Raw genomic sequence first — 15,635 nt, 5'->3', positions numbered from 1 at the left:
ATTTTTTTTAATTCATATAAGTGAAGGTAAAGTCTAAGATTCCAACTAGATCTCCATCTTGTGCTCCCGCTTCTCGAAGGGCATCATCTACACCCATTCCACGAAGTTGACGAGAGAAACGCATCATACTCTGACTGTGATCAGTATTGGTCATTAAGAATAATTTTTCGATTTTCTTACCCGTTAACATCCAAACCCCATACTCATCTCGATGAATTTCAAATGGTTTTTCAGTTTCTTCTGCCTTATAAAGCACTCCATCTTCATCTTGATTTTCATCACTATCAATAAACGAGAATTTAGGCGTTTTAGCTAATAAATCACCAGTATCACTGATTAACGTCTTTAAACCTTGATGAGTAATCGATGAAATTGAATCAATCTTTACATCCGTTTCGCCATGATCTTCTAATTCTTGCTTAAATACTTTTAAGTTTTCCTCAGAATCAGGCATATCCATCTTAGTAGCAACAATAATTTGGGGACGTTTCAATAAAGTTTCATCAAAGTTTCTAAGTTCATCGTTGATTTTTACGTAATCATCGTAAGGATCTCGACCTTCAACTCCACTCATATCAACTAAGTGAAGAATTACTCTCGTTCTTTGAATATGACGTAAGAATTCAAATCCTAAACCTACCCCTTGTGATGCTCCTTCAATTAAACCTGGTAAATCAGCAATTACAAAGTCATTACCATCTTCATTTCTGACAATTCCTAGGTTAGGAACTAACGTGGTGAAGTGGTATTGAGCAATCTTAGGCTTTGAGTTCGTAATCGTACTCAATAAAGTTGATTTCCCAGCAGATGGTAGTGCTACTAGACCAACGTCTGCCAATAAACGCAGTTGTAAACTAACTTCTAATTCTTCACCTGGTTCACCATTTTCAGCGATTTCTGGCGCTGAATTTTTCGCAGTTGCAAAATGGGTATTTCCACGACCACCGCGACCACCTTTGGCAATCACTGCTTCGTCGCCTGCTTTAGTTAAATCGGCAATCACTTTCCCGGTTGCCTCATCAAAAATAGTCGTTCCTTCTGGGACTTTAATAATCAAATCCTCAGCACTGGCACCAGTCATTCTTTTATTGGCTCCGTTACCACCATTTTTAGCTTTAAATAATTTTTTATATTTAAAGTCCATTAACGTGCTCATTCCTGTATCAACGATGAAAACAACGTCACCACCGCGACCACCATCTCCACCAGCTGGTCCACCATTAGGAACAAACTTTTCCCGCCGAAATCCGACCATTCCGTCTCCACCTTTACCGGCTTTAACATTAAATTTTACTTGATCAACAAACATATTTTCTCCGTTCTTTTACATTTTTCTCATCTGTGCTTTAGGCTTAGAATTTTGAAACGTATATTTTATCGTCTGAGCAACCGTTTTAGAGATTCCTAATTTCTGTAGTTCCTCAACGCTTGCTTCTTCAATGTTTTTCATTGAACCAAAATTCCTCAATAATTTATTTCTTGTTTTAGGACCAATCCCCTTAATACTGTCTAACCGTGAAGTCATTGAATTTTTACTATGAAGTTCATGATGAAATGTGATTGCAAATCGATGCACTTCATCTTGAACCCTTTGAACTAAATAAAATGCTTGGCTTTTAGGATCTAGAAAAACGTGATGATCATCATCACCAAATAATAAGTCTGCAGTCTTATGCTTATCATTTTTAACCATTCCAGCTACTGCAATATCTAAATCTAATTCATTTTCCAACACATCTTTGACCGCATTCATTTGAATCTCGCCACCATCCATTAATATCAAATCGGGAAAAGAGGCGTGTTCTTTTAAAAGTCTAGTATATCTTCTTCTAATAACTTCCTTGGTACTAGCAGTTTCATCAGCATGGTCCACCGTTCTTAATTTGTATTTACGATAATTCTTTTTATTGGGTTTTCCATCTTCAAAAGAAACCATCGCAGAAACTAAATCCGCTCCATCAATATGCGAATGATCAAAAGCCTCAATTCGATTGATTTCAGAAAGGCCCAGTGCTTTCGCTAATTCAGCCATTGCACCAGTGGTCTTTCTTCTATTCATCTCTATCAGCCTAAATTTCTCGTCTAAGGTATACTTAGCATTTTCATGGGCCATTTTAAGCAATGCTCGCTTTTGGCCTCTAACAGGCGTTCTCGACGGAATTTTGGTTATCTCTGTAACCACTTCAGTATCAATTCCCTTAGGTACAATAATCTCTCGTGGTTTTAATTGCCCTTCTTGTTGATAAAGTTGAACAATAAAGTTAGTCATTTCCTCTTCTGGTGTACTAAGAATTGGAAATAGTCGCTTAGTTCTCTTCATTAACCGGGCTTGACGAATATAAAACACTTGAATTGATAGCCAGCCCTTATCTGCATAAAAATTAAAAATATCACGTTGCGTATAATCGTGAGAAATTATTTTCTGCTTTTCAACTGTTGCTTGAATATAATTTAGTTGATCTCGTAATTCAGCTGCCCGTTCAAATTCCAAATTTTCCGAAGCATCTTGCATTCTTTTTTTTATTAACTGTTTAGCATCATTAACATTTCCATTTAAGAATGATTTAATTTTTTTGATTTGCTGATCATAGACTGCTTTAGGAACCTCTTTAAAACATGCTCCTAAACACTGACCCATATGATAATACAAACAAGCTCGACCTTGATATCCAGTACAACGACGTAACGGATACATCTTTTGTAAAAATCGAAGTGTTTCATCAGCTGCATAAATATTAGGATAAGGACCGTAATAGTAAGCATCGTCTTTTTTCACATAGCTGGTTACTTCCATTTTAGGATCTCGTTCATTAGTTATTTTAATATAAGGGTAACCGCCATTTCCATTTTTTAACCTAACGTTGTAATAAGGACGATATTTTTGGATTAGCGTAATTTCTAATAAAAAAGATTCTTTATCAGTTTCAGTAATAATTGTTTCGAAATTAAAAATATTTTCAACTAATTTTTCCCGCCTACCGTACTGTCTACTTTTAAAGTAAGAACGAACTCGATTTTTTAAGTTCTTGGACTTACCAACGTAAATCACTTTTTCATTCTTATCCTTCATTAAGTAAACACCGGGTTTACTGGGAAGCAGTTCCAGCTTATGTTCAATCAATTCAGATGCCATCTAATCCCTCCTCTCAAATTCATAGCTTATTTAATTATAATGAATTTATTATCCTTTGTATAACTAAATGACAATTAGAAAACTTTTTGCTATGATGTAGCAAAGGAAGTGATTATATGGGTCTTCATATTAATAAACAAGCAGACTTAGATGAAATGTTAAATAAATTTGCTAAATTTAACCCTAAAAACAATACCGATTCTGATTCATTTGAAAGTCAAAAAGAAATTGACGAAAAGAAATCAGAAGCTAAAAAACGTGATCGCTTTTTAAAACGTGATCAGGAAAAATAAACACAAAATCAGCTGTCGAAACAGCTGATTTTTTTATGCTTTACTTTTACTTTCAATCCAATCCCAAATGGCATCTTTTCCATTTTTAGTTTTAGCAGAAAACATTACCAATTCTTCATCAGAACGTAACTCAAGTTTTTGTCTTAAAACATTTTCCTGGTGTTTTAATTTACTTTTAGCGATTTTATCCACCTTAGTAGCTACATATAAAACAGGAATTTGGTAATAATCTAACCAATCACGCATTTGTAAATCAAACCCGGTTGGTTCATGGCGACCATCAATTAAACTAATAACGCCCTTTAGAGTATCCCTTTGCGTTAAGTAGGTTTCAATCATGTTCGCCCATTTTTCGCGTTCCTTTTTTGAAACCTTTGCGTACCCATAACCTGGAACATCAACAAAATAGAGCGCATGGTTTACTTCGTAAAAGTTCAAAGTTTGGGTTTTACCGGGTTGTCCCGACGTGTGCGCATAGTCACGACGATTAATTAATACATTAGTTAGAGAAGATTTTCCTACATTCGATCTACCTAAAAATCCAATTTCTGGATAACCGGTTTTAGGGTATTGTTTAGGGTCAACCGCACTCATAACTAAATCAACATCAGAAACGTGCATTTTAATCCTCCGATTCTCTATTCCGTCGTTTTTGCGTCTTGCTTCATAACTAATTTAGGTTCGTTATGATTAACAACTGCATCTTTTGTAATTACTACCTCTGCAACGTCTTTACGACTAGGTAATGAATACATAACATCTCTCATGGTATCTTCAATAATTGAACGTAACCCACGAGCACCTGTATTTCGTTTAATCGCTTCAGTAGCCATTTCTTTTAAAGCGTCTCCGTCAAATTTGAGTCCCACGCCTTGTAGACTTAATAATTTTTGATATTGCTTAACTAACGCATTCTTAGGTTCCGTTAAGATTTTAATTAGGTCTTCTTCATCTAATTTATTCAAAGCCGTTAAAATTGGTAGCCGTCCAATGAATTCAGGAATTAATCCAAACTTCATCAAATCTTCCGGAATAACCGCTTGCATTACATCGTCATCATTAACTAATGGGGCATGAGTGGAATCTGATCCAAACCCAATTACCTTATTTCCTAGTCTTTCTTTAACGATATCAACAATTCCAGGGAAAGCTCCCCCAACAATAAATAAAATATTCTTGGTATCAATTTTAATGAATTCTTGTTGTGGGTTTTTCCGACCACCCTTAGGCGGAACATTGGCTACAGTTCCTTCCAAGATTTTTAAAAGGGATTGTTGAACCCCTTCACCTGATACATCACGAGTAATTGATACATTTTCACTTTTTTTAGCGATTTTATCAATTTCATCAATATAGATGATTCCTTTTTCTGCTCGATCAACGTCAAAATCAGCATTTTGTAATAATTTCAACAAAATATTTTCAACGTCTTCACCAACATAACCAGCTTCAGTTAAGGTGGTAGCATCAGCAATAGCAAATGGTACATTAATTATCTTAGCCAATGTTTGAGCAATATAAGTTTTACCAGAACCAGTTGGTCCAATCATGGCAATATTACTTTTTTGAATCTCAGTTTCATCAAAATCGTCATTAGCTTTTGTATCTTTATCATTAGCACTTTGCTTCGCTAACTCTTGAATTCTCATATAATGATTATATACAGCAACCGCTAGTGTTTTTTTAGACTCAGATTGTCCAATAACATATTGATTCAATTTATCAACGATTTCTTTAGGAGTTAGCACATTAATATCTTGCTTTGCAGAATCATCTTTAATTTCTGTCTCCATAATCTGTTCACATAAATCAATACATTCATTACAAATATAAACACCAGGACCAGCAACTATTTTTTTTACTTGATCTTGAGTTTTTCCACAAAATGAGCATGCGATTGTTTTATTTGTTTCATCTTCAAACATTTATTTGTCTCCTCATTTTTGAACTGTCCTTTTTACACAAACAAAACTATAACATAAAGAAATGTTGTTTCAAAAAGGTTTGTTCTAAACAAAAAAGGCCGCAAAAATAACGGCCTTTTTTATTTTACATTAATTCTTATTTTTCGCTATCTTTAGCGGCACTTTTGCTAACTTGTTTAGCATTGTCCACAATGATACTTACAGCTTTTTGAATGCCTAAGTCATGTTTTAACATGTCATCTGATAAAGCACCACGAACTGCTTCTTCTTTCATACCGTATTGCTTAGCAAGCTTAGCAACTTCGGCAGTGATGTCAGCTTCTGATGGTTCAATCTTTTCAGCCTTAACAATTTCTTCAAGAACAAGTGTGGTTTTAACACGTTTTTCTGCACCTTCAACAAATTGTTTCTTTAAATCATCTTTAGTTGTACCAGTCATTTGGAAGTACATATCAGCTGAAATACCTTGTTGTTGGATACCAGCTAAGTATTGGTCCATTTGACGTTCAACATCTTCATCAAGCATTACTTGAGGAATGTCTTTAACTGTAGCATTGTCTACACTGGCACTAACTGCATCGTTTTCGATGGTGTCGTGAGCACTTGCTTCTTTTTGTTCTTTTAAATCATTCTTAACTTTGTCTTTTAATTCATCTAAAGTATCAACGTTTTCGTCAACATCTTTAGCGAATTCGTCATCAAGTTTTGGTAATTGTTTTTCCTTAACTTCATGAAGTTTAGTTTCAAATAAAGCTTCTTTACCAGCTAAATCTTTTTGTTGGTATTCTTCAGGGAAAGTTACCTTAACTTCAACATCGTCACCAGCTTTGTGACCAACAAGTTGATCTTCAAAGCCAGGGATAAATGAACCTGAACCAAGTTCTAATGAGTAGTTAGTTGCCTTACCACCATCAAAATGAGTACCATCAATTGAACCGTCGAAGTCGATGATTACAGTATCACCATCTTTGGCTTCACGATCAACTAATACTAATTCAGCTTGTGATTTACGCATTGAATCTAATTTAGCGTCAACATCTTTTTTGTATACTCGAGTGTTTTGTTTTGGAACAGAAACACCTTTGTATTCACCAAGTTCAACTGCAGGTTTAACTGAAACATCAGCTTTTAAAACCCATGGTTGACCTTTTTCCATTGAGTCAACGTTAATGTTTGGTTGACCAACTGGATCAATACCTGCTTCAGCAATTGCAGCGGCATATGCTTCTGGAAGTAAAATATTTAAAGCATCTTGGTATAATGCTTCTTCACCGTACATTTGGTTAAATACTTGACGTGAAACTTTTCCTTTACGGAAGCCAGGTACTTTAATGCTTTTTTTGTTTTTGTTGAAAGCTTTATCTAAACCTTCTTTGATTTTATCAAGGCTAATTTCGAATTTTAATTCACCATTGTTTAAATCTTTTTTTACCCAATCTGTCATTTAAATTCCTCCAACATGAAAAATAGAAACTTTTTCAAGTAATTAATATACGCTTATCATTTTAACTTATGCACATTGAAATGTAAACATTTAGCAGTAAACAAAAAAAGATCACAGAATAATCTGCAATCTTTTTGTTTGAAAATATTAATCGTTGATATCAGTAACAGTACCGGCACCAACAGTGTGACCACCTTCACGAATAGTGAATTTAGTACCCTTTTCAATGGCAACTGGTTTAGTTAACTCAACGTGGAATGTTGTGTTATCACCAGGCATAACCATTTCAGTACCCTTGTTCAATTCAATCACACCAGTAACATCAGTAGTGTGGAAGTAGAATTGAGGACGGTAGTTTGAGAAGAATGGAGTATGACGTCCACCTTCTTCTTTTGTCATGATATAAACTTCGGCTGAGAATTTTTCATGAGTTTTAACTGAACCAGGTGCAGCAAGCACTTGTCCACGAACAACTTGTTCACGGTTAACACCACGAAGTAAGGCACCAATGTTATCACCGGCTTGACCTTCGTCAAGTGTTTTTCTGAACATTTCAATACCAGTAACAGTTGTCTTCAAGATGTCTTCAACAAGACCTACGATTTCAACTTCGTCACCGACTTTGATAACTCCACGTTCGATACGACCTGAAGCAACAGTACCACGACCAGTGATAGTAAATACATCTTCAACTGGCATCATGAATGGTTTGCTTTCATCACGTTCTGGAGTTGGAATGTATTCATCAACAGTATCCATTAACTTCATGATTTGGTCTTCGGCATCTTTGTCACCTTCAAGGGCTTTAAGAGCTGAACCACGGATAACTGGTGTGTTGTCACCATCGTAACCGTATTCTGATAATAAATCACGAACTTCCATTTCAACTAAGTCGATAAGTTCTTCGTCATCAACCATGTCAGTCTTGTTAAGGAAAACAATGATGTATTCAACACCAACTTGTTTAGCTAATAAGATGTGTTCACGTGTTTGTGGCATAGGACCATCAGTTGCGGCAACAACTAAGATAGCACCATCCATTTGAGCAGCACCAGTGATCATGTTTTTAACATAATCGGCGTGTCCAGGGGCATCGATATGAGCGTAGTGACGCTTTTCAGTTGAGTATTCGATGTGGGCAGTATTAATAGTAATACCACGTTCTTTTTCTTCTGGAGCAGCATCGATTTGTGAGAAATCTTCAAGTTGAGCCAAACCTTTTTCTGATAAGACCTTTGAAATTGCTGCAGTTAAAGTAGTTTTCCCGTGGTCAATATGGCCAATAGTACCAATATTAACGTGGGGTTTTGTTCTGTCGTAATGTTCTTTTGCCATTATGAAACCCTCCTAATTGTTTTCGTAAGACGTCCTTTGGAGGAACCCAAAGTATCTTTATAGATAATTATACTATAATTACTAAAAAAATAAAGTAGATTCTCTCAAAGAATTCACTACCATATTATATATATTGCTTAATCATTTGTAAACAGTTAGAAACCAATTTATTTACTAATTAACGAATCCATAATCTTTTGCACCCTTTTAAACCATTGATTTATTTCTGTAAAATCGTCAACATTCTCGGGTTGCATTCCAAATAAATTCATTTCAATTACTTTAACCCAATCAACTGGATTGGCAATTATTTCGTCAATAAATGGATAAATTAATTGTAAATTAACCATTGTTACCATTTTAATCTGGTTAGATTTAATTGGATCCTCTTGACCAATTCCACTATCGATATATTTAATCATTTCTCGATAAGCATTACTTTTTTCAACATCTATCAATTTCACTGGATTAACTTGATACATTTGATTGTCTATCCATAAAAATTTAATTTCCATATCAGCATCCAAGCGCATCAAGTTATTCAAAAGCTGCGTCCGCCAAATTGGATTAACATCTGCATCAGTAACGCTTAAGCGAGCCCCTACTAAGTAATTTTCAAAGGGCAACGTTTCGGCATCATTAATAATTTCTTGTTGTTTTTCTGCTGCAAAAGCACCTAGATGTGAAAATTCCTTCGTTAAATTTGCTACCGTATTTGGTTCCAAATTTAAATGATCTTGTTCTGACTGTTCTACTAACTTTAGCCAATTAGTTTTTTCTTTTTCTGCTAACCCATTAATTATGATCCGTAACTCAATGTAACGTTGATTTTTTAAAAATATTTTACATAGTAATTCTGGATCATTTTTAATAAAGTTCGAAAAATTGTCATCAACTAATTTTACCGCCGAAACAAATTGTTGATTTGCAAATAATGTTTTTCCTAACAACTGATTTATTTTAAAATCATCACTTTGGTCGTATAAATCTAACAATAGATCGGTTGCTCTAGAATAGTTTCCATTTTCATATTCTGTCTGAGCTTCATTAATTTGATTATTAAAATCTTCCATAATCATTTTCTCCCACAATCTTTTTAAACAAAAAGAATTGAGTAATTTCACTCAATTCTCAGTCTTTATTTTTTCTTCTTATTACCTTTAACACGACGATGATGTTGGTTAACTTCCATAATCACGGGTAAAATAACTGGTCTACGATCGGTTTTTTTATACAAGAATGAACTTAATTTTTCCCGAACATCTTGTTTTAAATGTCCCCAGTCAAAATCTTTATTATCTAAATTACTTTGAACAGTTGTCTCTACTAAATCAGACGCTTCATTTAGCAAGGCTCTGTGAGACTGTGCATAAACAAATCCACGAGAAGTAACCTTAGGCTGTTCAACAACTTCTTTTTTCTTACGGTTAATGGTAACCACAGCAATAAATACACCATCTTGAGATAAAACGCTTCTATCTCTTAACACAATATTACCGATGTCACCTACCCCAATTCCATCAATCATTGTATCTGATGCAGAAACAGCCTGTGCTTTCATCAAATTGTCAGCGTCAAATTGTAGAACATCACCTTTAGCAGGAATAACAATGTTATCGTTTAGGAATCCCATTGCTAATGCAGCATCACATTCAGCTTGTAATTGGCGATATTCCCCTTGGACAGGGATTAAGTATTTAGGATTGGTTAAACTTATCATCATTTGGATGTCGCTTCTATTAGCATCGCTTGCCAAATTGAGCTCTGTATCAAGAGAAGTAACCGTGCCATCAACTTTATAGACCATATCTCTAGTCTTAGACCACTCATTATCCATCGCTCTAAGTGGTGAAGTTGCTAATAGTACTAAGTCGCCTGCCTCAATTTTTAGATTTTTATCAAATTGCTTAGCCATTTTTTGCAATGACCGCATTGCCTCTCCTGGTTGCCCAACGTGTAGAATAATCAAATCTTCAGGGTTAACTTTTTCTAACTCATCAATTGATTTAACTATTAATTGGTCATCCGGTAAAATCAATTTTTCATTAGCAATCGCTAAATCGACAATTTCTTTAGACTTATTATTAGCAAAATAAATTTTTCTTCCAGTTTCAAATGCTGCATTAATAATTTCTTGTAATCGAAGTAGGTGTTCAGCTAAACAAGTGATTACTACTCTACCATTTTGGTAATCAAAGGTATCAACCAATTGTTCTTGAATCTTACTTTCTTCTGATTTTTTAGAAGTATCTTCAGCATTTCGTGCATCACAGAGTAATGCCAAAACGTTCTTATTCCCAATCTCGGCAATTGCCGCATAATTAGTTTTGTAGTTGTCAGGAACCGTTTGGTCAAATTTAAAGTCACCTGTATAAACGATACTTCCTAGCTTAGTTGAAATAACTACCCCAACTGCATCTGGAATTGAATGAGTTACCCCAAAGAAGCTAACGGTACCGTCTTCAAAAACAATTTCACTTTTATCATTAATAATATGAAAATCATTGAATTTTCTAGTCTCTTTGTTTTTATTAACTAGTTTTTTAGCAAGTTTAATTGAAAAATCAGTCCCAAATACTGGTACAGAAACCTTACTCAATAAATAAGATAATCCACCTATTGAATCAAGATGACCTGAAGTTAGAAAAACTCCTACAATTTTATCTTGATTTTCTAATAGATAACTAAAATCAGGAATTACATAATCTACACCAAGCATTTCGTCTAAAGGAAATTTTGATCCACAATCCAAAATGAATATACTGGTTTCATTTACTTCAACGGCAAATAAATCTTTGCCTTCTTCACGAACCCCACCTAATGGGATTACTTTAATATTATTTTTCATTTTTATATACCTCAATATTAAAAAATTATTATAGACTCGTTCAAAAATTAACTTGTGTTTTCAGTTTAACATATTTATGTAAAAAATTGTTTTAAAAAAGGGTGAGACAAAAGTCTCACCCTTTTCAATATTTAAGATTAACGACGTAATCCTAAGCTCTTAATTAATTCACGGTAACTTTGAACATCCTTGTTACGTAGGTATGTTAATAAGTTACGACGGTGACCAATTTTCTTCATAAGTCCACGTTGTGAATGGAAATCTTTCTTATGTGATTTCATGTGATCATTAATTTCGTTAATGTCAGCAGTTAATACTGCGATTTGTACCTCAGTAGAACCTGTGTCACCTTCGTGAGTTGCGTACTTGTTGATAATTTCTGTTTTTTGTTCTTTAGTTAAAGCCATTTTGCTTCCACCTCTCTATTTTTAGTGCTTATACTGAGTATTACGTCAGTGAATCGTAAAACTAAGAATAAGTTACTTAATTAGTATACATGAATCAACAAAATATTTCAATCAAACATAGCTAGTATTGCATTTACATAATGTTTTTTGTATAATTAAAGCTGTTGAATCGTGAAATTTGAATTATTTCACTAATGTGGAGGTGAAAATATTATGCCAGTTATTAAATCAGCTATTGAACGTATGAAAACTAACGAAATTTCTCGTAAGCGTAACGCTACTAACAAGAATCACATGAGAACTATCGTAAAGAACTTCGAAAAGGCTGCTGTTGAAGGTAAAGGTGATCTTGATGCACTATACCGCGATGCAGTTGCAGCTCTTGATCATGCTAACTCTAAAGGTCTTATCAAGACTAACAATGCTAACCGTAAGAAGTCACACTTAGCTAAAATTAAAAACAACCTTTAATATAAAAAAAACCAGTTATTAAACTGAGTTTTTTTTATTATTAAATTTAATTGCAAATATTTCAAAAAGTAGTTCTGGATCGTCAGTACTGCTTTTTAGTTTGCTCTCAATTTCTACTAGTTCCAAATAAGCAGCCTGCAGGTAATCAATCGTAAACTTTTTTGCAGATTGATTGGCTAATTTAATTCTATAGGGATGAACTTTTAATTCCTTAGTCATCATCGATGGACTGTAACTATGTTGTGCTAATATCTTAACTTGCAATAACAGCCTAAATTGACTTTCTAAAATAGCATTAATTTGAATCGGTTCCTGTTTTTGTTCCAATAACTGACCATAAAATTGAATTGCTTTAGTTACCCTTCCTGAAACAACATCATCGACTAAACCAAAAACATTTTGATCTAACGACTTAGAAACTAATTTATCAATTGTATCTTTTTCAATTACCTTGCTATCTTTGCAATAAATAAACACTTTATCTAGTTCATTAATAATTAAAGCTAAATCACCCAAAGTACGGGAAAACAACTCATTCAATGCATCCGTTTCAATCTGATATCCACTACTAGCAACCTTATCTTTCACAATTTTACTAATTTCTTGTTCAGATACACTTTCTAGTTCTAACAATGTACTCTTTTGCTTTAATTTTTTTACAACGTTCTTTCGACCATCTAATTTTTCAGCCGGAACAAAGATAAATAAAACCGTTTCAACCGGAACATGCTCTAAATAACTAACTAATTCATCAGGATTATGTTTTAACTTCCCTTTCGGGTTACTCCCTGTCAAAAACATTGCATTTTTAATTATTACTACTCTACGATCTCCAAAAAAAGGAACTGAAAGTGCATCATCTAATGCAGTCGCCAAACTAGTGTTATCCATATCATATTCAGCATAATTCATCATTTGATCTTCTTTAGGAATCAACTTTTTAATTTGTTTTCGAATCTCGTTTTCAAAATAATCATTAGTTCCTGTTATTAGGTAGATTGGTTTGGTTTTTTTAGCAATTGTTTCAATTTCTTCATTAATTGACATCTAAGCTTCCTTTCCATTTAGTAATAAAGTACCCTTTTTCGTTATTTTGGTATTGATACTTAATCATTCCACTATCCTGTGTGTTCAAAACAATCACTCGTTCTTTTTTCATTGTCATTAAAGTTTCTTGATTTGGATGACCATACCGGTTATTTCTCCCCGCAGAAATAATTCCAATCTTAGGTTTTATTTTTTTAATAAACTCTGGGTCAGACGAGGTTTTACTCCCATGATGGCCTAATTTTAAAATATCAACTTTAAGGTTCGGGTATTTTTCTATAATTTTCAACTCTTCTTCTCGATTCAAATCGCCCATAAACAGCCAAGCTAATCCAGCAATGTCGGCAAAAATAACCATAGAATCTTCATTTTTACCCAACCCCGGCTGAAATGGATGAACCACTTTAAGGTTAGTAGCATCAATCTGATTGCCATTTCCAACCTCAATCAATTCAACCTTTTCAATATCTGGCTTAAGTTTATTCATAAATGATTTATTCTCTTTCATACCACTGGGAATATAAATTCGATTGATTTTAAAGTTTTGCAGATAAGCGGGCAAATCGCCCACGTGATCGGCATCCTGATGGCTTAAACAAAGATTATCAATTCGACTTATACCGATACTTTTCAAATATCTAATTGAAGTATTGGGAGCTAAATAGACATCTTTTTGTCCTTGGCTTGCAAAGAAGTTGGGTTTGCCACCGGTATCAATTATTGTGACTGACTTATTGAATGGTTCTCGAAGTAAAAAACTATCGCCTTGTCCGACATCAAAAAAAGTTACCTCTCCACTTCTAGGAAAGTGAATTTGCACGTACATACACATTAAAGTTACAAAAATTAAAACACATTTCTTCCAATCAAATTTTTCAATCAACAGCAAACTAACCACGATAAAGATTACTATTAATAACACACTTGGTTTACCAAAGACAATTTTTCCTGGTAACTCTGAAATTGAGTTTAAATACTTATCAAAATTATTTAAAATCAGCTCTGCTACTTGAGTTAGTCGATTGGTAATCAAACTTGATCCATACGCCACTAACACTAAAGGAAAAATAAACGTACCAAAAAAGGGAATTATTAAGAGATTTGCCAGAACACTTAGAGAATGCCACTCATAAAGATAAAACAAAATGATTGGTAAACTAACTAAATCTAAAACTACGGAGGTGCGAAATTGATTTAATTTTCCCGTATATATAAGCGCAAATGATAAGCAATACGATAACTGACAGCCAAACTGATGAATCATCAGAGGGTTAATTAGTAAGTTAATCATTAAGGCAAATGACCAAATATCAAGTCGCGTAAAATAGACACTAACTTTTTTAGACAACAGTCTTTCTTCAATCATTAAAACTGCCCTAAGCAATCCTACTGATGATCCGGCAACTATAAAATAGCCTGGCAAGTCTAAAATAAGTCCCCATTCTACATATTCTTTTTTTATAAATAAATACGATGTAATCATCAATAATAAATCAATTAAAAAATAAACATGCATTCCCGAAATACTAAACAAATGAATAATTCCTAATTGTTTAATTCCGGCCATTTCATCTTTAAACTCAGCATTCTTATATCCAAAAACCAAACTTAAAACGTATAATTTTAAAGTTTTCGGTAACCCTTCTGTCGACTTAATGCCCCAGTACCTAATTTGATGAAGCCAATCAAAACTTCTATTTGAAATAGCTTTACTTTGCAGTAATCGGCTACTTTTTATCTGGCCATAAATTTTTTGATCACCATAAAAGGTTTGTGAACTAAATTGATTTACGTTAGGTGCATCATCAATTTTGCTTAAGTCGCCTTGAACAGTCAATCTTTTTTTATTATCAATATTTTTAATTAAAGCCCGCTCTGAATCGTCTTTACAAAATCCAAACAGAATAACCTTTTGCCTTAGCTGTGGTAAATAAACCACTCCAGTAAACTTATCTTCATTTACATGAATTTGATCTGGTAATACGTCTAATTGAAAAGTTTGATTTTTATTAGTTTGTAATTCTAAATTATGCTGTTTAATACTCACATCGTGGTTAAAAATCAGCAGCATTAAACATGGAATTATCGCTAAAATTAAATTAAAAACAACTAATCCTTTAATTTTAAGTCGATAAATTCTAAATAATACTAAAACTATCCCTAATCCCCCTAACCAAAAGTTAAGGGTGAAGCTGACGGTAATTACTACCCACAAACTGGCAGTGAAAATAAAAAAATTCTTTTTAATATTAGTCGATGGATAAGAAGTCAGAGAATGGTAAGTTATCAACTTCTTGTTGACTTACCTTAATCTTCTCTACATCAATTTTTTCTTTCTTTAATAAAGATTCTGCATACTCACTATTATGATACTCACGGAGATATTTAATCTTTTTGATTCCTGCTTGAAGCAACATCTTAGTACATTGAAGGCAAGGAAAATCAGTCACATACAATTCAGCATCATCAGTAGATTCACCAAACTTAGCACACTGTAAAACAGCATTCATTTCCGCATGAATGGTCCGTTGACAATGACCATCAACTAAATAACATCCTACATCCGTACAATGGGCGTCGCCAGAAACAGATCCATTATACCCACAGGCAATAACTCGCTTATTTCTAACTAACACAGCCCCTACTGATAATCTTTCACAGGTACTTCTAGAAGCAATTAAAATTGCTTGTAAAATAAAATATTGATCCCATGCAATTCTTTGTTTTGCCAT

14 protein-coding genes are annotated in these 15,635 nt (G+C 33.8%); 2 read left to right on the top strand and 12 right to left on the bottom strand.

What is annotated here, in order from left to right; genetic code table 11:
* Nucleotides 1–7: 7 nt before the first annotated feature.
* Together obgE and uvrC are read right to left on the bottom strand one after the other, a co-directional pair.
* Nucleotides 8–1,309, bottom strand: coding sequence for a GTPase ObgE (gene obgE / locus R4B61_RS04655; protein ID WP_413627119.1), 1,302 nt, complete (start codon nucleotides 1,307–1,309; stop codon nucleotides 8–10).
* Between the two features lie 15 nt (nucleotides 1,310–1,324).
* A complete protein-coding gene (uvrC, locus tag R4B61_RS04650) occupies nucleotides 1,325–3,133 on the bottom strand; it encodes an excinuclease ABC subunit UvrC (protein ID WP_413627118.1) in 1,809 nt (602 codons plus the stop codon).
* A 116-nt stretch (nucleotides 3,134–3,249) separates the two neighbouring features.
* Between uvrC and R4B61_RS04645 the strand changes: the two genes are divergently transcribed.
* Nucleotides 3,250–3,426, top strand: coding sequence for an SPJ_0845 family protein (locus R4B61_RS04645; protein WP_413627117.1), 177 nt, complete (start codon nucleotides 3,250–3,252; stop codon nucleotides 3,424–3,426).
* A gap of 33 nt (nucleotides 3,427–3,459) precedes the next feature.
* Here the strand turns inward: R4B61_RS04645 and yihA are convergent, their stop codons facing one another.
* The 7 genes from yihA to rpsO form a co-directional block, all read right to left on the bottom strand.
* On the bottom strand, nucleotides 3,460–4,047 hold the full coding sequence (yihA, locus tag R4B61_RS04640; protein ID WP_413627116.1) for a ribosome biogenesis GTP-binding protein YihA/YsxC: 588 nt from the start codon (nucleotides 4,045–4,047) through the stop codon (nucleotides 3,460–3,462).
* 17 nt (nucleotides 4,048–4,064) lie between these two features.
* A complete protein-coding gene (gene clpX, locus R4B61_RS04635; RefSeq protein WP_413627115.1) occupies nucleotides 4,065–5,351 on the bottom strand; it encodes an ATP-dependent Clp protease ATP-binding subunit ClpX in 1,287 nt (428 codons plus the stop codon).
* Nucleotides 5,352–5,487: 136 nt separating this feature from the next.
* Nucleotides 5,488–6,795 carry a trigger factor gene (gene tig, locus R4B61_RS04630; RefSeq protein WP_413627114.1) on the bottom strand — a complete coding sequence of 436 codons (1,308 nt, stop codon included), beginning with the start codon at nucleotides 6,793–6,795 and terminating at the stop codon, nucleotides 5,488–5,490.
* 147 nt (nucleotides 6,796–6,942) lie between these two features.
* On the bottom strand, nucleotides 6,943–8,130 hold the full coding sequence (gene tuf / locus R4B61_RS04625) for an elongation factor Tu (protein ID WP_413627113.1): 1,188 nt from the start codon (nucleotides 8,128–8,130) through the stop codon (nucleotides 6,943–6,945).
* Nucleotides 8,131–8,297: 167 nt separating this feature from the next.
* Nucleotides 8,298–9,203, bottom strand: a complete 906-nt coding sequence (locus R4B61_RS04620; RefSeq protein ID WP_413627112.1) for a hypothetical protein — start codon at nucleotides 9,201–9,203, stop codon at nucleotides 8,298–8,300.
* Nucleotides 9,204–9,268: 65 nt separating this feature from the next.
* Nucleotides 9,269–10,978: a ribonuclease J gene (locus tag R4B61_RS04615; protein WP_413627111.1), complete on the bottom strand. Its 1,710-nt coding sequence runs from the start codon at nucleotides 10,976–10,978 to the stop codon at nucleotides 9,269–9,271.
* A 137-nt stretch (nucleotides 10,979–11,115) separates the two neighbouring features.
* A complete protein-coding gene (gene rpsO / locus R4B61_RS04610; RefSeq protein WP_413627110.1) occupies nucleotides 11,116–11,385 on the bottom strand; it encodes a 30S ribosomal protein S15 in 270 nt (89 codons plus the stop codon).
* Nucleotides 11,386–11,598: 213 nt separating this feature from the next.
* On the opposite strand from rpsO, the gene rpsT reads away from it, so the two are divergent.
* Complete coding sequence (rpsT, locus tag R4B61_RS04605) at nucleotides 11,599–11,856, top strand: 30S ribosomal protein S20 (RefSeq protein ID WP_413627109.1); 258 nt, start codon at nucleotides 11,599–11,601, stop codon at nucleotides 11,854–11,856.
* Nucleotides 11,857–11,874: 18 nt separating this feature from the next.
* Here rpsT and holA read toward each other — a convergent pair whose 3' ends face one another.
* The 3 genes from holA to R4B61_RS04590 all read right to left on the bottom strand — a co-directional run bounded on the left by holA (nucleotide 11,875) and on the right by R4B61_RS04590 (nucleotide 15,635).
* Nucleotides 11,875–12,903, bottom strand: coding sequence for a DNA polymerase III subunit delta (gene holA / locus R4B61_RS04600; RefSeq protein ID WP_413627108.1), 1,029 nt, complete (start codon nucleotides 12,901–12,903; stop codon nucleotides 11,875–11,877).
* On the bottom strand, nucleotides 12,893–14,950 hold the full coding sequence (locus tag R4B61_RS04595; protein WP_413627107.1) for a DNA internalization-related competence protein ComEC/Rec2: 2,058 nt from the start codon (nucleotides 14,948–14,950) through the stop codon (nucleotides 12,893–12,895). The genes holA and R4B61_RS04595 overlap by 11 nt, the downstream gene beginning before the upstream one ends.
* 202 nt (nucleotides 14,951–15,152) lie before the next feature.
* Nucleotides 15,153–15,635, bottom strand: a complete 483-nt coding sequence (locus R4B61_RS04590; protein WP_413627106.1) for a ComE operon protein 2 — start codon at nucleotides 15,633–15,635, stop codon at nucleotides 15,153–15,155.

The sequence above is a fragment of the Fructilactobacillus vespulae genome, from assembly GCF_047324295.1.
GTDB lineage: Bacteria > Bacillota > Bacilli > Lactobacillales > Lactobacillaceae > Fructilactobacillus > Fructilactobacillus vespulae.
The sequence above is the reverse complement of the archived record's forward strand: the minus strand, read 5'-3'. Positions and strand labels throughout refer to the sequence as shown.